The organism is Solibacillus isronensis, from assembly GCF_023715405.1.
Taxonomy (GTDB): domain Bacteria; phylum Bacillota; class Bacilli; order Bacillales_A; family Planococcaceae; genus Solibacillus; species Solibacillus isronensis_B.
The window spans coordinates 434,900-453,488 of the sequence record NZ_JAMBOC010000001.1 but is presented as its reverse complement, the minus strand read 5'-3'; the positions used below and the strand labels follow the sequence as shown (position 1 = coordinate 453,488).

At 39.0% G+C, this 18,589-nt stretch carries 19 protein-coding genes, 1 other RNA gene and 1 other annotated feature; of the genes, 3 read left to right on the top strand and 17 right to left on the bottom strand.

The features are described from left to right. Positions 1 to 51 precede the first annotated feature (51 nt). Positions 52 to 1,257 (top strand): MFS transporter, encoded by a 1,206-nt coding sequence (locus tag M3166_RS02190; RefSeq protein ID WP_251686917.1) that lies wholly within the window; start codon positions 52 to 54, stop codon positions 1,255 to 1,257. Positions 1,258 to 1,276: 19 nt separating this feature from the next. Here M3166_RS02190 and M3166_RS02185 read toward each other — a convergent pair whose 3' ends face one another. Then, positions 1,277 to 2,128 carry a DegV family protein gene (locus M3166_RS02185; protein WP_251686915.1) on the bottom strand — a complete coding sequence of 284 codons (852 nt, stop codon included), beginning with the start codon at positions 2,126 to 2,128 and terminating at the stop codon, positions 1,277 to 1,279. A 238-nt stretch (positions 2,129 to 2,366) separates the two neighbouring features. Between M3166_RS02185 and M3166_RS02180 the strand changes: the two genes are divergently transcribed. After that, positions 2,367 to 2,837 (top strand): glutathione peroxidase, encoded by a 471-nt coding sequence (locus tag M3166_RS02180; RefSeq protein ID WP_251686912.1) that lies wholly within the window; start codon positions 2,367 to 2,369, stop codon positions 2,835 to 2,837. A gap of 54 nt (positions 2,838 to 2,891) precedes the next feature. Here M3166_RS02180 and M3166_RS02175 read toward each other — a convergent pair whose 3' ends face one another. The 11 genes from M3166_RS02175 to cymR all read right to left on the bottom strand — a co-directional run bounded on the left by M3166_RS02175 (position 2,892) and on the right by cymR (position 12,649). Continuing rightward, positions 2,892 to 3,752 (bottom strand): TIGR04104 family putative zinc finger protein, encoded by an 861-nt coding sequence (locus M3166_RS02175; protein WP_251686910.1) that lies wholly within the window; start codon positions 3,750 to 3,752, stop codon positions 2,892 to 2,894. After that, positions 3,745 to 4,239 (bottom strand): RNA polymerase sigma factor, encoded by a 495-nt coding sequence (locus M3166_RS02170; protein WP_251686908.1) that lies wholly within the window; start codon positions 4,237 to 4,239, stop codon positions 3,745 to 3,747. The genes M3166_RS02175 and M3166_RS02170 overlap by 8 nt, the downstream gene beginning before the upstream one ends. A gap of 109 nt (positions 4,240 to 4,348) precedes the next feature. Next, complete coding sequence (locus M3166_RS02165) at positions 4,349 to 4,720, bottom strand: DUF5071 domain-containing protein (protein WP_251686906.1); 372 nt, start codon at positions 4,718 to 4,720, stop codon at positions 4,349 to 4,351. After that, positions 4,717 to 5,298: an anthranilate synthase component II gene (locus tag M3166_RS02160; protein ID WP_251686904.1), complete on the bottom strand. Its 582-nt coding sequence runs from the start codon at positions 5,296 to 5,298 to the stop codon at positions 4,717 to 4,719. Before M3166_RS02160 ends, M3166_RS02165 begins: the two co-directional genes overlap by 4 nt. Further along, positions 5,295 to 6,683: an anthranilate synthase component I gene (gene trpE / locus M3166_RS02155; protein ID WP_251686902.1), complete on the bottom strand. Its 1,389-nt coding sequence runs from the start codon at positions 6,681 to 6,683 to the stop codon at positions 5,295 to 5,297. The genes M3166_RS02160 and trpE overlap by 4 nt, the downstream gene beginning before the upstream one ends. Positions 6,684 to 6,736: 53 nt before the next feature. Continuing rightward, positions 6,737 to 6,945 (bottom strand) — a binding site (T-box leader). 50 nt (positions 6,946 to 6,995) lie between these two features. Next, complete coding sequence (locus M3166_RS02150; protein ID WP_251686900.1) at positions 6,996 to 8,363, bottom strand: hypothetical protein; 1,368 nt, start codon at positions 8,361 to 8,363, stop codon at positions 6,996 to 6,998. Then, positions 8,360 to 9,001, bottom strand: a complete 642-nt coding sequence (locus M3166_RS02145; RefSeq protein WP_251686898.1) for an ATPase — start codon at positions 8,999 to 9,001, stop codon at positions 8,360 to 8,362. The genes M3166_RS02150 and M3166_RS02145 overlap by 4 nt, the downstream gene beginning before the upstream one ends. 155 nt (positions 9,002 to 9,156) lie before the next feature. Further along, positions 9,157 to 9,822, bottom strand: coding sequence for a tetratricopeptide repeat protein (locus tag M3166_RS02140; RefSeq protein ID WP_251686896.1), 666 nt, complete (start codon positions 9,820 to 9,822; stop codon positions 9,157 to 9,159). Positions 9,823 to 9,880: 58 nt separating this feature from the next. Beyond that, on the bottom strand, positions 9,881 to 10,999 hold the full coding sequence (gene mnmA / locus M3166_RS02135; protein ID WP_251686894.1) for a tRNA 2-thiouridine(34) synthase MnmA: 1,119 nt from the start codon (positions 10,997 to 10,999) through the stop codon (positions 9,881 to 9,883). Positions 11,000 to 11,058: 59 nt separating this feature from the next. Continuing rightward, entirely contained in the window at positions 11,059 to 12,204 is a 1,146-nt protein-coding gene (locus tag M3166_RS02130) for a cysteine desulfurase family protein (RefSeq protein WP_251686892.1), read from the bottom strand. A 25-nt stretch (positions 12,205 to 12,229) separates the two neighbouring features. Next, positions 12,230 to 12,649 carry a cysteine metabolism transcriptional regulator CymR gene (gene cymR, locus M3166_RS02125; protein ID WP_008408540.1) on the bottom strand — a complete coding sequence of 140 codons (420 nt, stop codon included), beginning with the start codon at positions 12,647 to 12,649 and terminating at the stop codon, positions 12,230 to 12,232. Between the two features lie 132 nt (positions 12,650 to 12,781). Here cymR and M3166_RS02120 point away from each other — a divergent pair, with 132 nt between their 5' ends. Next, positions 12,782 to 14,062 carry a replication-associated recombination protein A gene (locus M3166_RS02120; protein ID WP_251686890.1) on the top strand — a complete coding sequence of 427 codons (1,281 nt, stop codon included), beginning with the start codon at positions 12,782 to 12,784 and terminating at the stop codon, positions 14,060 to 14,062. Positions 14,063 to 14,130: 68 nt separating this feature from the next. On the opposite strand, the gene M3166_RS02115 is transcribed toward M3166_RS02120, so the two are convergent. From M3166_RS02115 to aspS, 5 genes are all read right to left on the bottom strand, one after another. Continuing rightward, on the bottom strand, positions 14,131 to 14,625 hold the full coding sequence (locus M3166_RS02115) for a GTPase (RefSeq protein WP_251686888.1): 495 nt from the start codon (positions 14,623 to 14,625) through the stop codon (positions 14,131 to 14,133). Positions 14,626 to 14,769: 144 nt separating this feature from the next. Beyond that, positions 14,770 to 15,174 (bottom strand): aminopeptidase, encoded by a 405-nt coding sequence (locus M3166_RS02110; protein ID WP_251686886.1) that lies wholly within the window; start codon positions 15,172 to 15,174, stop codon positions 14,770 to 14,772. 318 nt (positions 15,175 to 15,492) lie between these two features. Next, positions 15,493 to 16,254, bottom strand: coding sequence for a tRNA threonylcarbamoyladenosine dehydratase (locus M3166_RS02105; protein WP_251686884.1), 762 nt, complete (start codon positions 16,252 to 16,254; stop codon positions 15,493 to 15,495). Positions 16,255 to 16,446: 192 nt separating this feature from the next. Continuing rightward, a non-coding RNA gene (gene ssrS, locus M3166_RS02100) (6S RNA) lies at positions 16,447 to 16,644 on the bottom strand. Positions 16,645 to 16,802: 158 nt separating this feature from the next. Next, positions 16,803 to 18,575 carry an aspartate--tRNA ligase gene (gene aspS / locus M3166_RS02095; RefSeq protein WP_251686882.1) on the bottom strand — a complete coding sequence of 591 codons (1,773 nt, stop codon included), beginning with the start codon at positions 18,573 to 18,575 and terminating at the stop codon, positions 16,803 to 16,805. Positions 18,576 to 18,589: the final 14 nt, after the last annotated feature.

The following is an 18,589-nucleotide window of genomic DNA, read 5'->3' as shown; positions in this document are numbered from 1 at the left end:
TCCATACTAAACTACCAATTATCCAAAAGTTTTCAAGATTGAAGGGATTAAATGGACTATATAAAAAGAGGAACAAAAGCTTTTAAAATGACGAATATCGCGTTATTTGCTGCAGGTTTTATTACCTTTGCCAACCTTTATATTACGCAGCCGCTAATGCCCCAGTTTTCATATGATTACAATGTCTCTCCTGCGGTAGCCAGTTTATCGTTATCTGCTGCTACCTCTGTTTTGGCATTTAGCCTATTACTGTTCGGTTCATTGTCGGAAGCTTGGGGGCGAAAAAAATTGATGACCGCTTCCATATTTGCGGCATCCGTTTTAACACTCGCACTGGCATTTGCTCCTAATTTTGAATCGATTCTCGCACTGCGAATCATTCAAGGTTTTGTGTTTGCCGGGGTTCCTGCCATTGCAATGGCTTATTTAGGAGAAGAAATGGAACCATCAAGCTTAGGTGTGGCAATGGGTCTTTACATAAGCGGAAATGCGATTGGCGGATTATCGGGCCGTATTATAATCGGCACGATGAGTGATTTATTCAGCTGGCAAATCGGAATGATCGTACTCGGGGTTTTAAGCATTATTATCAGTTGTTACTTCGTCTGGGCATTACCGGATTCCACACATTTCACACCACGTCCATTACAATTTCGATTACTGACTAAGACACTGTTTCAGCATATAAAAGATAGACGACTTGTTTTATTGTTCGGGATTGGATTTACTTTAATGGGCAGCTTTGTGACAATGTATAATTATATCGGCTTCAAGCTGGTCGAATCTCCCTATAATTTAAGCATGACATTCGTAAGTTGGCTATTTGTTGTTTATTTAGTAGGGACTTGGAGCTCCACATGGTTCGGAAGCTTGTCTGATCAATATGGCCGGCAAAATGTTCTATACAGCGGCATTATCATTATGATCTTAGGTGCAGTTCTTACCTTCCCTGTAAGTTTGCCTTTAAAAATCAGCGGACTCATTATTTTTACTTTTGGCTTTTTCGGCGCGCATTCCATTGCAAGCGGCTGGGTCAGTCATTTAGCCAAAGTCGATAAAGCCCAGGCTTCCTCATTGTATTTGTTCGCCTATTATATGGGGTCAAGTATTGGAGGAACGCTCGGCGGTATCTTTTGGATGCACTATGGTTGGACTGGCGTTGTCCTTTTCATCGGATCAGCACTCGTATTAACATCTATTTTTGCAGGCTTTATTCAATACTTTCAATCTAAATACGAAAAAATGCAGAGCGCCTAGAAAGAGGCCCTGCATTTTTTTATTCCCGTACCCAAGTCAAACCTAATGTTCCTTCTCCTGCGTGGACACCTACACAGGCAGAAAGTGGCATAGTGGTAAATTGAATGGACGGAAATTCCTTTAGTAATTCCTTTTTCCACTCGATAGCCCCTGCTTCATTATTACAGTGAATAATCGCGGCTTCTTTTACAGGTGACTTTAAAATAGCTCGCTTAAGTTTTTCTATGACGGCTTTTCTGGCACGATTATCAGCCCGCACTTTTTTTGCCACTTCAACGCCGCCTTCTTTATTGTATTCAATGACTAGTTTAATATTGAGCAAGTTGCTGAGAAACATTGCCATCCCTGAAACACGTCCGCTTTTATGCAATTGCTCCAAGCTTGCAGGAATAAAAGCAAGTTCCGCCTTGCCACGCATTGCTTCTATTTTCTCCACGATCGCTTCCGGGGCATGTCCTTGTTTTTCAAGCTCAATTCCGAGTGCCAACATGACTTGCATTGGATAGGAACCGATTTTCGCATCAATAACATAGCTTTTGAAACCCGCCTGTTCTGCAGCCATTGGAGCACTTAGTACAGTACCCGATAGTTGCTCTGAAGTATGAATCGCAATGGCACAGTCATAGCCCTGATCTTTTAATTTTTCATATAAAGCTACATGCTCTCCGAATGCAGGCTGAGATGTTTTTGGATGCATTGTTGAATTTCTTAATTTATCGTAAAATTCATCGTGCGTCATGTCCACTGTTTCACGAAGTGCGCCTTCTTCAAAAACGATGTTCAATGCAAGCACATGAATTGAGTGTTCTTTAATAAAACTTTCTGGTAATAATGCTGCAGTATCTGTAACCCATGCAATCTTTTTATTCATTATAAAACTCCTTGATGTTAAAATTTTATGTCTCCCAAGAATGTAAGCGCAATCATAGTATCGGCACAGTGACACATGTCATATTTGAACGGATAAGTTCCAGGGCCGACATCATTTCGACAACATTCGAGTTTTATTTTCATTTTCAAGTGATACCGATTATTTTACATATGGGCTTTATTTCCGTACGATAAAAGTACAAACAATTATATTAGTAGTTTCGAGGAGGAACGAAAGCATGAATATTTATGATATTCCTGTTAAGACAGAAAAAGGCGAGCAATATGAATTAGACCGCTATAAAGGCCAGGTAATGATGATTGTCAATACAGCAAGCAAGTGCGGATTTACAAATCAGTTTACAGAGCTTGAAGAATTATATGATAAATACAAAGAGGAAGGATTTGTCGTACTCGGTTTCCCTTCTGACCAATTTAAACAGGAGTTGTCTTCCAGTGAGGAAGCTGCCGAGTTCTGCCGCCTGGATTACGGTGTCACGTTCCCGATGCACGAAATGGTGAAAGTGAACGGTTCAGAAGCACATCCTTTATTTAAACATTTATCATCTGAAGCTAAAGGTCTTTTAGGACAGTCAGTTAAGTGGAATTTCACGAAGTTTTTAGTCGACCGTGACGGTAATGTCATTAAACGTTACGCCCCACAGGATTCACCGACAAAAGCAGAAAACGATATTGCGAAATTGCTTTAAAGTATATTTTTATAATAGAAGTGAGCAGCCGAAGATTAAATTCGGCTGCTCTTTTTAATATAAAAATACTTCTTCATCTGTTACTTCCAGATATAATGGCATAACTACAAAAAACATAGTCAGTACATAAAATGTCAGACATAGAATCGTTAATAAAATCGGTAACCCAAAAGAAGAAGAGAAAATAATTGTTGGCGATGTAAGCATCGAGATTCCGCCGATTATTTGACGGTACTTTTTAGAATAAAACAATTTTTCATTGCACGTTGGACAACGCAATTCCATTCTTAATTTACATACAATTTTTATTTGCTCTTTTTTTGAATACGAATGGCGGCAATGTGGACAGCTTACCTCTCCCGTTGTATTGCGGGCAAAATAAAATAAAACTACGATTTGCAAAAGAATGACAAGTACGAAAATACAAAGATTCAGCCACTGAATGTCTACTTCAGACTTTTGGATTGCGCTCCCAATTGCATAGACGACAAATGGCGAGAGTGTGATAAGCAAATAGCGCAATCTATAAACTGTTTTACGAAGTTTATGCATTTCTATTTTTTTCCATCTCTTCATCGTAAAGAAAACTATTGTGGCGAAAACCCCATTGATAATCAGCAATAAACTGATGATGGCCACATACTTGCCTCTTCTTATAGCTTCGGCTAATTGCTCTCGTTCATTGTTTTCAACTAACGGACTGGATGCCTGATTAGGAGACAACACGATCCCATCATTAGTGAACAAGTATAGGAAAAATACTGCTGTAAAAACAAATATCGGGGCAATTATAATGGTCCAATTCGTTTGTCGTTTCAGGCGTTTCGACTGATCAATTGTTTGCTTTAACTTTGACTTCTGTTGCTCCGTTAATTGTAGTTTGCTTAACTCTTGCTGCCACTTTTCCTTAATCATCCTCCATCACCTCCATGCTTAATTTCGGCTTCAACTTCGCTCTCGCACGCTGCAAACGTGATTTAACAGTCGATACCGCCAATTCCAATAACTCAGCGATTTCAAACACGGTCATTTCCTCATAATAATAGAGTAATAATACTTCCCGATCTTTTACCGGTAATGTAAGGACCGCGGCGGTTACTTCACCATGTAACTCTTTCTCGACATAAATCTGTTCCACTCCTTTTTCATGCTGCTGAAAAAACTGGGTAATGACGAATTTCTTGTTTTTCCAGCTTCGTAAATAATCATAGCAGCGGTTAATTGTCATCTTCACTAAATAGGTTTTAATCGATGCTCTCTGTTCAAATTGTCCTGATTTATGGTAATAGTTTATAAATACGTCTTGGACGACTTCTTCAGCTGTTAAACGATCCTTCGTATAGATAAAGGCAATGCGGTACAAATAATCACTGTATGTATCAATTAATTTCTCGATTTCCACTAGCCGCCCTCCTTTCACCCTTATAGACGGAAACAAATTTAATTTGGACGCATTTCTCGAAAAGATTATTAAAAAAATCGCCTAACCAATGTATGATTAGGCGACTCTATTATGGCTGAAAACTTAGTAACGCTTCTTGAGCAGCTTCAACATTATCTTCATTGAATGGTGTTCTCTCCATTGCGGCAATTTGTTCGACGGCATCTGCCAATACGAGCTTCGAATAAAACGGCAGCTTCGGTACTATCGCAACGAGACACCAGTAAATCCACATGTCATCGTCCCCGCGTAGCACTTCATCAACAAGTGGCGTCAGCTCATTCGGATAGTGAAGCAGCAGCTCAACCATTGGCTCCGCTACAGGCCAGTTCATATCTTGCACCCATTCAAGCAGCTTCGGCAGTAAAGGAATGACCGCTTCGGCTTCCGCAGTTTTCAGTTTTTCCACTGCTGCTATGTCATGTTTATCTTTCGGTATCATGCCAATACCTCCACCTTCTTTAAAAACTCGCTGATCATGGATGGACCCAGTTCTGTACCGATGGATTCAGGATGAAACTGCAGCCCATATACCGGATAGTGAGCGTGTTGAATAGCCATAATTTCCCCATCATCTGCACTTGTAGCAACAACTTGGAAATCTTCATGCAATGTTTGCCTTTCAATAATAAGCGAATGGTAGCGCATCACTTCGACTTCTCCTTCGAACCGTGAAAACAAACCTGTTTTTTCATATTGAAGCATGCTCGTTTTCCCATGCATAATATTTTTTGCCCGGCTCACCGTTGCACCGAACGCTTCACCAATCGACTGATGGCCAAGGCAGATTCCCAAAATCGGAATCTCTTTATAAAGCTGTCGGATCATTTCAATGACAATACCTGCATCTTTCGGTTCCCCGGGTCCCGGAGAAATAACAATCGCTTTCGGCTGCAGTGTGCGGATTTCCTCAACCGTCATGGCATCATTTCGAACAATTTTTACGTCTTCCCCAAACTGTGCGATTTGGTGATACAGATTATACGTAAAGGAATCATAATTATCGATAAGTAAAATCATTTGCGCACCTCCAGCAACGCTTTTGCTTTATTTAATGTTTCTTCATATTCCATTTCAGGGACCGAATCATAAACAATCCCTGCACCTGCCTGAACATACGCTTTTTCATCTTTAATTACCATTGTACGGATCGCAAGGGCTAAATCCATATCCCCTGATGCCGATAAATAACCAATCGCACCCGCATAAATTCCGCGCTTTCTCTGTTCCAGCTCATTAATAATCTGCATTGCACGAATTTTCGGTGCACCCGATACCGTACCGGCTGGCAGGCTTGATGCGATAACATCGACTAAGTGGGCATCGTCTCGTAATGTCCCTGTTACCTCAGAAACGATATGCATCACATATTTATACTTTTCGATTTCCATATATTTTGTAACAGCTACTGTTCCAATCTGCGCAACACGGCCAACATCATTACGTCCTAAATCAACAAGCATTTTATGCTCGGCAATTTCCTTTTCGTCTTGCAGCAATGCATTCGCGATTGCTTCATCTTCCTGTATATTCTGTCCTCGCGGCTTCGTTCCGGCGATCGGATTTGTAGTTACAAGTCCTTTTTGAACTTTCACTAGACTTTCAGGTGATGTGCCAAGTACCGTATAGTCCCCAAATTCCATAAAGAACATATACGGTGACGCATTTGACGTCCGTAATTTTCGGTAAAGCGTCAATGGGTTTTCTCGGTAATCTGCTTCAAACGTTTGAGATAAAACGACTTGGAAAATATCACCATTCCTTATGTGCTGTTTTGCTGTTTCAACCATTTCAATAAAGCGTTCTTTTTTAATAGTCGGTGTGAACTGTACATCGATTTCTGGTGTTTGTTTATATGATAAAGATGACATCATCATTTGTTCGATATCATCCACTTTTTGCTGCATCAACGCCATCGTATGACCCGCCTGAAACAGATCCATTGCCACAATGGATACTTGCTGTAACAGATGATCGATGACGATAAACGTTTCGTAAAAGTAAACATGAACATCCGGCATATTGTATACATCACCTACAATTTCCCCGATTTGTTCAAAATGATAGGCTGTTTCATATCCAAAATAACCGATTGCCCCGCCAAAAAAGGCGAACGGAGCGTCTTCCTTTTGAATTGGCAATAGCTCTTTCAACAAAGTTAATACCGGTTTCTGTTCTGTCTTCAGCTCCTGATTATGGATAGAATAAGAACCGGATTCCGCATTTCCCTTCAGTTCACCAACCGGATTAAAGGCAATGAAGGAATAGCGTCCATTTTGCTTAAATTTTGCATTGGATTCGAATAATACTTTTTTCTTTCCAATAATTGATTCAAAAATCGAAATAGGCGTATAAGTATCGCCATTTACCTGTTTCATTACATATTTGTCTGTCTTTACTGCCATGCTCATCTCTCCTCAGCTTTTCTTTTCGGGAACACAAAAAGGCCCTTTCGCTTTTAAAGGACGAAAGAGCCGTGGTGCCACCTTTATTGACTAAATTAAATACATTTAGTCCACTCAAAACTCGTAACGTGAGTGCTACGGCACAGCATTTCCTCTGTGCAGCTAGAAAATCCATTCATAAAGTACGCTTACTGACTTCCACCAACCGTCAGCTCTCTAAAAAAACGCCGCTTTACTACTATTTTTTCATCATCGCTTTTACTATACTTGCTATTGTATCGTTTCAGCCCGAATTTTACAAACTATTTTAAATTAACTGTAAATGTATAGTTGCCCGTGTGATTTAGCATAATACAGACTTGCATCGGCAAAGGCTACTAATTGTTCATATGAAACTTCTTCTTTTTTTAATTGGTCTGAATGGATAAACCCAAAATGAATCGGGATTTCTACGACACCTGATGTCGAATGAACAGCAGTTGTTCGAAGTTTCTCCTCCAACTTCATTAACAACTTGAAAAAGTCGCTTTCGGAAATATTCTTTATAATCGCTTCTCCTTCATTTTTCGATAATACATTAACCTTTGCCTCATACTCGAAAATATTCGAATAAATCGACTCAAATAACGTAAATAATAACTGCTCAGTAAATAAGGTGCCGAACAGCTCTTCAATTTTATCTGTGATAAAGCACCAATGAATACAGTAAATTGCCTCATTGTTCATAAGCGCATGTTCCACAAACTCGATGGTGCTCTCTTTCGAAACGACATGCGGGAATTTTACTGTAAGCGCAGTCGTTTCCTCTTCGAAAAAAAAGTCAGCATGTATGTGACGTACTTTACGTACACTGATGGGCTCATTTTTATACTTTTCAATCAGATGCTGCAATTCCTTTTTAAAACGAAACTGCTCAATTAGTCCAAAACGTTGAAGGTATCTTTCAACTACGGACAATAATACATAATTCTGTTGTTTCTCCAATTGAAAAAACGTCTGCTCAAACATTTCCAAGCTTTCATTCCCATAGCCAGCCCTATAGTTTAAAATCGCTTCCGCAAACAGTATATTCCCCGCATAGTAAGGGGGTTTGCCTTCCAGATGCTGCAAAATGTCATGCTTTATCTGATTAAACATGATGTCATTACTCGTTGAAGCATAATAATAGAGCGCTCCTAAATAACCTCTAACAATTGTTGCGTTGACAGCAGGATTTTTCCGTTTGTAATACTCCGCCAACTTTATAGCGATATGTGCATTTTGCGGTTCTTCTTTATAACGGTACTGTGCTGCCAGATTGCAATAATTAATGATAATAAGTTCATCGTTTTGCAAAAGATGCGCATATTTAAGCGATTTTTTTGCTGCTTCTATTGATTCATCATGATGTTTCGTAAAGATATGTTCAAGACTGTACAAATAGTAATAAACCATCTTATTTTCGTCTTTTCCATATGTTAAACAAAGCTTTTCATAATCATCCATGACCGCATGAAAGTTCTGATAGCTGCCTATTTCAAAATAAGTTGATGCCAAATATTCATAGCATAGTAGTGCTTCTGCATACCTTTTTTCTTCAAGTGTGATCGGCAATGTAATGGTGCTGAATTGAATCAGTTCCATATATCGCAACTCATTGAAGAGATTTCGCAAATGTTCAATCTGGTTTGAAATTTTCATGTCACTCGTCCACCCCAGTCATTGATTAATCCAAATACGGCTTCATAAATCTCACTTGCCTCGGCAATTCCTTGTTCATATAGGTTAAGAAGAGACGTTTCAAATTCCATTACAAGCACCTGCAATTCTTTTAATACAGTACTTTGCAATAAAGCGAGCTGTTGCGGGTAATTTTCAACTTCAATATATTTTGAATCATAATAAGGTCTTAAACTTTTACTGCTGAAGCCTTTCAACGCTTGAAAATTTGCCGCTACTTCCTCGTTTTCTGCTAATTTTTGCACGATAAACTGTTCCTGCTTTAAATAAATATAAATTGCACAAATGAACGCCAGCTTTTCGTTTTCTAATAAAGCAAGCTGAATATAGCGTCTTATTTGAAAGGTTTTAATTTTATCCAAAAAAAATTTTCGAATTGGATAAATCATCGTATTTTCCGGATTGGAAATACGATCGATTTCTTCAGTAGATAATAAATACCAAATATCAAATATGATGACTGAACGTTGGTAAGACTCCTCACTGAATGGAAGTATTAATGTGAATAGATTAAGTTCATCGATCAACTGCTGAAATCGGTACATTGTCTCATCAGAAATTAAAAACATACAATCTGCTTTATCTATTTTAGCCTGCATGCTACATACCTCACCTCAAGTAATTGTCAGTTTCATCCATCATATCATAAACTTACTGTTTTAAAGTATTTCATTTTATTATCATTTTATTATAAAAAAAGTGATGGTTGAAAATTCTCTTTTCAACACATCACTTTATATTTTCGTCTATTAGATTAATTCGAACGTTGGCAAATCATATCATATAAATACTTCGCCTGATCAAACTCAGGCTGAAGTGTATAAGCTTGTTTCAAATGATATTTTGCTTTATCTGTATCTGATGTAGCTACCGCGTAAAGTACACCTAAATTATAATGCGCATCTGCATTGTTCCAGTCCTCTTCAATAACATACTCCAGCTCTGGCTTTGCAAAATCGAACATTTCCAAAGAGCAAAGCAAAATGCCATATGATAAACGAATTTGCAGATCTTTTGGTGCAAGCTCTGCCGCACGTTGCATAAATGGCAGGGCCAACTTGAATTGCTGTTCGCGTTCAAATGATTTTGCCAGCATGTAATAGGCATCTGCCCCTTCGATCCCGTAATCGATCGATTTTTGATATAGTTTTGCGGCTTCTGTATAGCGTTCCGCTTCATAATATAAATTTGCCAATCCGTAATACGCTGTAGCAGCTTTTTCATCTACTGTGATCGCCTTTTGGAAGAAGCGTTCAGCACGTTCGATATCCCCCATCGCCGCAAGCAATGTACCGAAGTTTACATAGCCGATCGCATCGTCCGGCTGTGCCTCAATTGCCTGTGTGAAAGCTTGTGCAGCTTCTTCATAACGCTTTTCCTGAAATGCTTTAATCCCGATTTCATTATAGTTTGTATCCATTCTTTCACCTCTATAAATATGTATAGACGCTCATTTTTAAATGAACGTCTATCGTCTATTACCCTACATATGTTAACTTTTCACTATTTTTAAACACACCATCGATTGTACCGCCACCTAGGCACTCTTCGCCATCATACAGAACAACAGCTTGTCCTGGTGTAATTGCTCGAACCGGTTCTGCAAATTCAATATACGCTGTACCGTCTTCACGCATTGTCACTGTTACCGGCGAGTCTTCCTGGCGATAGCGGAATTTAGCTGTGCAGTTAAATGTGCCCGCTTTTGCTTCCCCTGTAAAGCTCATTTTTACCGCAGTCAATGCATTCGAATACAGTGCATCGTGATGGAAACCTTGGCCAACATACAATACGTTTCGTGTTAAATCTTTACCCACAACAAACCAAGGTTCGCCGTCTCCGCCGATTCCTAGGCCGTGACGTTGCCCTAATGTATAGTACATTAAACCGTCGTGCGTACCTTTTACTTCACCATCAAATGTTTCCATATTGCCTGGCTGTGCAGGAAGGTACTGGCTTAAAAATTCTTTAAAGTTACGCTCACCGATGAAACAGATTCCTGTTGAATCTTTTTTCTTTGCTGTAGCCAAACCTGCTTCTTCCGCAATTTTACGAACTTCAGGCTTTGGTAAATGTCCGATTGGGAACATGACCTTTTCCAGTTGTTCTGAAGTTAACTGATTCAGGAAATATGTTTGGTCTTTATTATTATCAATGCCTCGAAGCATTTTCACACCGTTTTCGTCATGCGCTACACGTGCATAGTGGCCTGTCGCTAAATAATCCGCTCCAAGTGCCAGTGCGTGCTCCAGGAAGGCTTTAAATTTAATCTCTTTATTACACATAACATCAGGGTTCGGTGTACGGCCTGCTTTGTATTCTTCCAGGAAATACGTAAATACTTTGTCCCAATATTGTTTTTCAAAGTTGACCGCATAATATGGAATGCCGATTTGGTTGCATACTGCGATTACATCATCATAATCTTCTGTCGCTGTACATACTCCAAATTCATCTGTGTCATCCCAGTTTTTCATGAAAATACCGATTACATCATAGCCTTGCTGTTTCAATAGATACGCGGCTACTGATGAATCTACGCCTCCACTCATTCCAATAACTACTCGAATTTGAGATGGATCTCTTGTTTCTACCATTTACTATTCACCTTTTCTTAGACAAATCGCGTAAAAGGCGCGAAGTCTTTCTTATAAATTTACGAAGTTAGCCGTTTCACAATTTCAGCAGTACGCTTCCCTGCTTCCCCTACTAACTCATCTGTTAATCCTAACCCAAAACTGAAACGAATGGAACTACGAAGCTCAGGGGCGTTCTGTCCATACATCGCAACAAGTACATGGGACGGGTCAATCGAACCTGCCGTGCAAGCAGAACCGCTTGATACGAGTACTCCTGCCATATCCAAATTGATCAAAAATGATTCAACATCCGTTCCGGGGAAAGTGACATTCAATACATGCGGTAAAACGCTCGTTTGATGACCATTCAGTTGAAAATCAATATTCGCCTGCTGGAACTGTTCGATTAAAATATTTTTATAACCGTTGTACTGCTCTCTACGCTGTTGTGCAGATTGTCCTGCTAATTCGGCAGCTTTTGCAAACGCAATAATCGCCGGGACATTTTCCGTTCCTGCACGACGTTTTTTTTCCTGGGAACCGCCGTATAGGATATTTGTTAATTTGACTCCTGTTTTTGCATATAAAAAGCCAATTCCTTTAGGACCGTTAATTTTATGGGCAGAAACACTCAACAAATCAACATGGAGTGCTTCTACATCCACTTTTTCCAGTCCGAATGCTTGGACAGCATCTGTATGGAATATAGCGGTATGTTCTTTTAAGATCGCTCCAATTTCTGCGATAGGCTGGATTGTGCCGACTTCATTGTTACCATACATAATCGTAACTAAAATCGTATCCTCACGTAAAGCCTCTTTCACCTGTTCAGCGCGGATTCGCCCTGTTTTGTCAACGGGTAAATACGTCACCGTGAAACCTTCTTTTTCAAGCTTTTCACACGCATGTAAAACGGCATGGTGTTCAATTGCTGTTGTAATAATATGTTTTCCTTCTTTTTGGCGTGCATACGCTGTTCCAAAAATGGCCATATTATCGGCTTCTGTTCCACCGCTTGTAAAAATAATTTCAGAGGGTTTCGCATTTACTTTTGCTGCCAAACTTGCCCGAGAGTCATCCAGTGCTTTACGTGCACTGCGTCCAACTGTGTGAATACTTGATGCATTACCGCTTTCCTCGGCCATTGCACGTGCCATTACATCAATTACTTCAGGGGCAATGGGTGAGGTTGCGGCATGATCAAGATAAATTGTATTTTTCAAAACAAACTAACTCCTTTAAATAACACTAAATGTAAAACATATAGCCGTCAGATACTTCATTATTTGTATATTTTGCCAAATCGTCAATCGTCGTTGTATCCAAGACATTTTTTACTGCATCGCGAATACGCATCCATAATTCACGCTGTGGCGCTTCTTCGTTTTCAATTCCTTCAACCGGCTGAATCGGCCCTTCCAAAACACGGATAACATCAGCTGCAGAAATTTCATTTGGCTTATGTGCCAACATATAGCCGCCATATGCGCCCCGGACACTTTTCACAAGGCCTGCATTGCGTAGTGGTGACACTAACTGCTCTAAATACGCTTCCGATAAATCTTTATCCGCAGCAATTTGTCGCAGCGGAATCGGTCCTTCACCATAATGCTTTGCCAATTCAATCATAATCGTTAAACCGTAACGTCCTTTAGTCGATATTTTCATCGTTACACCTCTTATTTTCTAGTCCTTTAATATTATTCATTATAACACAACTCCTTTTAAACCACTCGGAAATACTTTATGATTATTAACAAAACCATTTTATTCAACTGAAAAGAAAAGGAGCGAAAAATTATGCAAAATGAACCGCTCGCCTATAAAATGAGACCTCGTACAATTCGCGAAGTTGTTGGTCAGCAGCATATTATTGGACCGGCAACACCATTATTTAAAATGATTGAAAAAGGACATGTACCTTCGATGTTGCTTTATGGGCCTCCCGGGGTAGGAAAAACATCGATTGCAAATGCGATTGCCGGCAGCTCAAAAATTCCTTTCTTTGCATTAAACGCCACACATGCCGGGAAGAAAGATATTGAACAAATCGTGATGGATGCCCGAATGAGCGGTAAAGTCTTATTGTTTTTAGATGAAATCCACCGTTTTAACAAACTCCAGCAAGATACATTGCTGCCGCATGTAGAAAACGGTTCAATCGTCTTGATCGGGGCAACTACGGAAAATCCTTTCCATGATGTAAACCCTGCCATCCGTTCACGCTGCGGGGAAATATTACAATTAGAACGCTTAACAGGCGCTGATATTGTCCAATTGCTCAATCAGGCATTATCAGATAAAGAACGCGGTCTTGGACATTTAGAAATCGATATTACCGAACAGCAAATCGAAAAAATTGCTAATGCCTCAAATGGCGATGCCCGTAAAGCATTAACCCTACTAGAATCGGTATATTATGCTTCAGATGAAAAAGACGGGGTAACTATTATTAATGACAATGCGATTGATGCATTAGCAAAAAGGATCGGGGTTTTTGGGGATAAAGGCGGTTCCCATTTCTATAACTTATTGTCGGCTCTTCAAAAATCGGTACGCGGCAGTGACCCAAATGCTGCGCTATATTATTTGGCTCATTTACTCGAAAATGGGGACTTGGTTGCGGTATGTCGAAGACTGCTCGTCATGGCCTATGAAGATATCGGACTTGCGAACCCTAGTGTTGGGGCACATGTGCAGGCAGCAACTGAAGCAGCCGTGAAACTCGGGTTGCCGGAAGCGCGTATTCCACTCGCAACCGCTGTTGTTGAAATGTGTTTATCGGACAAATCAAATTCAGCCTACAAAGCTTTGGATACGGCGATTGCAGCAATTCATGAGGGGAAAACCGGTGATATTCCGAATCATCTAAAGGACGCCCATTATGCAGGTGCGGCAACACTCGGCCATGTCGGATATAAATACCCGCACGACTCCCCTATCGGAACATTCGGCGGCTGGGTACAACAGCAATATTTACCGGATGAACTTGCAGGAACCGAATTTTACAAGCCCGTCATAGCAGGTGAAGAAAAAAGAATGGCTGCCATATATGAAAAGCTAAAATCTTTTAAGAAATAAGCGGCATTTATTAAGTACACAAAAAGAGTCATTTTCAACTCAATGAAAATGACTCACTCTTTTATAATTTACTTTTCGTATGACTCGGCAAATTGCTTAAATGCTTTAATACATTGTTCAACATTGTCGGCAACAGTCAGTTTGACTTCTTCTTCATTTAATTGATGAATACTCTTTTCAATTTCCGAAAGTAATTCTTCATTACTTTCAATATGCGCGTTTGGAATACAGCTCGCACTTAATTCATATAGCTTAATTACATGTGCACATGCATCCGCATCATCTTTTGCTATTAAATTAGCATGCGCTAAACCCGTAAAGTATAACAGTTTTGAAGTAATATCCATATAAAGGATCCAATAAGTATTGCTTGATGGCAGTTCCCCGTTATTTCTCGCGATGTAATCATTAAAATTATTCGCTACTTTATGCAATAATTCATCAAGCTGCTCAAAAGCTTTCGACCAATTTGGTTTCGTATCGATATTTTCAAAAACGATTCTATCCATTTTCAACTGTAGACTCGGCAAATTCAATAAATCATTTTTCATTTCAATTGTCATTCTATCGTCCTCCTTGCATCCCCATGCATATTATCAATACTTTATTAACTATAGCAAAAAAAAGGAATTTTTCTGCAAAAACGAAAAAATCATTAAAATCCTGCCATATTTTTGCCATAATTAATCTCTTAATAGAATATTATGTCATTTGCTATTCAAAGATTCATCTGTCAAACGGGAAAAGTATTTTTCATATAATAACTTCTCGTTATCAATATAACCGATTTTATAAACAACCATTACACCTTGTTTATAAATTTTTATTGACTGACCTGAACTATAAAAGACCCATTTAAATGATTCAATCCATCTATCTAATCTTTTTTCATCATTGCTCAAAAATAATTGCTTTTCTTTTATTACACTGGCCATTTTCCAGAAACCTTCACTCAACATGAAGTTTTTCGTTAAAAAATTATATTCAGGTTCAACAATATGATCCGTATCATAAATATGGATCGTATTTAAATCAGCATCAATCGCAATTTCCACCGACCCGATCACATCATGTAAATTCAAACCCCGGTATTCCATTTGTTGAATTACCATTTTTTTTAGCTCCCTTCCTGAAACATTTTTATCATTTTACCACAATAATAACAATCCATATTAAAAAATGAATACTCATTCATAATGTTATAGTTTTCTTAGGAAATTTTTGTATAACTAATTAAAGTATGTAATTTATTGCGCAATATAGTGACTGATGGAAAGCTAAGTTTGTTGTTTGATCAATTCCACAATAAAATAATAGATGAAAAAAAGCGTTTAAATTAGTCCTTATCAATAGCAAATATCCACTAAAAAAAGATGTGTAAAAAGGTCCGAAAACCCCTTTACACACCCTTTATTTAAAGAAGTCCTCGCTTACCCTTGAACGCGGTTAATTTGGACATCTTTTAAAATCGTATTAATTACCCAGCTTGCTGCAATTAAGCCCGCAACAGATGGTACGAATGCATTTGATGAAGGCGGTAATTGTGCTTTGCGGATTTCAGCTTCAGGTTTTCCTACATATTGTGCAACATCAGGACGCACAACAATTGGAGATTCATCTGAAAATACAACAGTTACACCTTTTTTAATGCCTTCTTTACGAAGCTTTGTACGAATTACTTTTGCCAGTGGATCTGTATGCGTTTTTGAAATGTCGGCAATTTGGAAACGTGTAGGATCCATTTTATTCGCAGCACCCATGCTTGATATAATTGGAATGTTGCGTTTTAAACATTCTTTCATAATATGGATTTTGTATATTACTGTATCGGATGCATCGATTACATAATCGATTCCTTGCGCGAAAAATTGTTCATAAGTTTCCTCTGTATAAAACATATGCATATCAATTACTTCGCACTCCGGGTTAATATCTGCAATCCGCTCTTTCATAACAGCAGATTTTGATTTTCCGACTGTTGATAGATAGGCAACCAATTGACGATTAACATTCGTAATATCCACATTATCTTTATCTACTAATATAATACGGCCAATCCCGCTGCGTGCACATGCTTCCGCTGCAAACGAGCCTACACCGCCCACACCTAAAATCGCGACTGTCGTTTCTTTAAGTTTTTCTAACCCTTCTGTTCCAATAGCTAATTCATTTCGTGAAAATTGATGTAACATCTAATTTTACCCCTCAATCTTTATCATTCTACTAGGCATTATATCGACATCAATTACGAGATGCAAGCAACAATATAATGACAGAAAGTAGCATTAATAATATTTTTGCTTCATGAATGCTTCAATCCTAGTTATGAAAGCAAAATAAAAATACTCTTCTACATGAAAGTAGAAGAGTAAAATTAGAAATGGACGAATCCCAAATATGCCGTCTTGCTACAACATCGTTTTGATCCCGCGTCTATAGCAAGGGGGTGCACTAATCGCAGCGTTAAACTTCCCGCTCCAAATGGGGCATGTTTGCTTCTACGGTAATAGTAGCTCCCAACGATTTATTGTTCGGTCAAAAGTGTTTAGTAACAAATATAGCGACGAACACTTCAGGATTCGTATTAATGATATATTAACACCAATATTCTGATTATTCAATCGAAAATATCCCATTCTTATAAATTATTAAAATTGTACTAACTTTTTAGAAATATATGGTACCTTTTTACTTTTTAAAAAAAGGTACTTCTTCTCGAGAGAAGAAATACCTTAACGTGTTATTTTTTGGCTGTTGCTGCGATACGTAAGCTTAACTCTTCAAGCTGTGCATCGGAAACTGGTGATGGTGCATCTGTTAATAAACAGCTTGCAGTTGCCGTTTTCGGGAATGCGATTGTATCACGTAAATTTGTACGACCAGCAAGAAGCATTACTAATCGGTCAAGACCCATTGCTAAACCGCCATGTGGAGGAACGCCGTAGTCAAATGCTTCCAGTAAGAAACCGAATTGTGCACGCGCTTCCTCTTCACTGAATCCTAGCAGTTCAAACATTTTTGCTTGTAAATCCGGCTCATAAATACGAAGTGACCCGCCGCCAAGCTCATAACCGTTTAATACGATATCATAGGCTTGAGCACGAACTTCTTTAGGGTTTGTATTCATTAAATCTAAATCTTCATCGAATGGACGAGTGAATGGATGGTGAGCCGCATAATAACGACCTTCCGCCTCATCGTATTCGAATAATGGCCAATCAACAATCCATAAGAATTCGAATTTCGACTCATCGATTAAGCCTAATTCTTTTCCTAATTTTAATCGTAATGCGCCTAGTGCGTCTGCGACTACAGAAGATTTATCTGCAACGAATAATAATAAGTCACCAGCTTGTGCTTCTGTTGCTTGGATAATTCCGTCCGCTGCTTCCCCTTCAAAGAACTTCGCGATTGGACCATTCAAGCCTTCTTCCGTCACTTTTAACCAAGCTAAACCTTTTGCTCCGTAACGGCCGGCAAATTCGCCTAATGCATCAATATCTTTACGAGAATAGTTTGCTGCCGCGCCTTTCACATTGATCGCCTTCACTTCGCCGCCATTTGCTACCGCGTTCGCAAATACACCGAAAGCAGATTCTTTCACGATGTCTGAAAGCTGTTTTAATTCCAGCCCAAAACGTACATCTGGTTTATCTGAACCGAAACGATCCATTGCTTCTTTATAGCTCATGCGTGCGAATGGTGTAACGACATCAATACCTTTTACATCTTTCATAACTTGTGTAAGAAGACGCTCATTCATTTCGATAATTTCATCCATTGATAAGAATGATGTTTCAATATCGACTTGTGTAAATTCCGGCTGACGGTCCGCACGTAAATCTTCATCACGGAAGCATCGAGCAATTTGGAAGTACTTTTCAAAGCCACCTACCATTAGAAGCTGTTTAAACAGCTGTGGTGATTGCGGCAATGCATAAAATTCGCCATCATGTACACGTGATGGCACTAGATAGTCACGTGCTCCTTCTGGTGTCGATTTCGTTAAAATCGGTGTTTCTACTTCCAGGAAGCCTTCGTTTTGTAAGAAATTACGGATTGTACGTGTTACATCAGATCGCATTTTAAATGTGTCATACATTACAGGACGACGTAAATCTAAATAACGATATTTTAGACGTAATTCTTCCGAAACTTCCGCATTGTTATCGATTGCGAATGGAGGGTTTTTAGCTTCGTTAATAATAGTCAGTTCAGAAGCTGACACTTCAATTTCGCCGGTTTTCATATTTTTATTTATTTGAGTTGCATCACGTAAAACAACTTTACCTTTTACTTCAATGACAAACTCATTACGAATTTTATTTGCAAGTTCTAATGCGTCTTTCGCTTGATCACCGAAAACTACTTGTACGATACCTTCACGGTCACGCATATCTACGAAAATTAATCCGCCTAAGTCACGACGTTTTTGTACCCAACCTTTTAATACAACTTCCTGTCCCGCTTCTGCAGCTGTTACTAAACCGCATGCATGTGTTCTTTGCGCCATTGTTATTCCTCCAA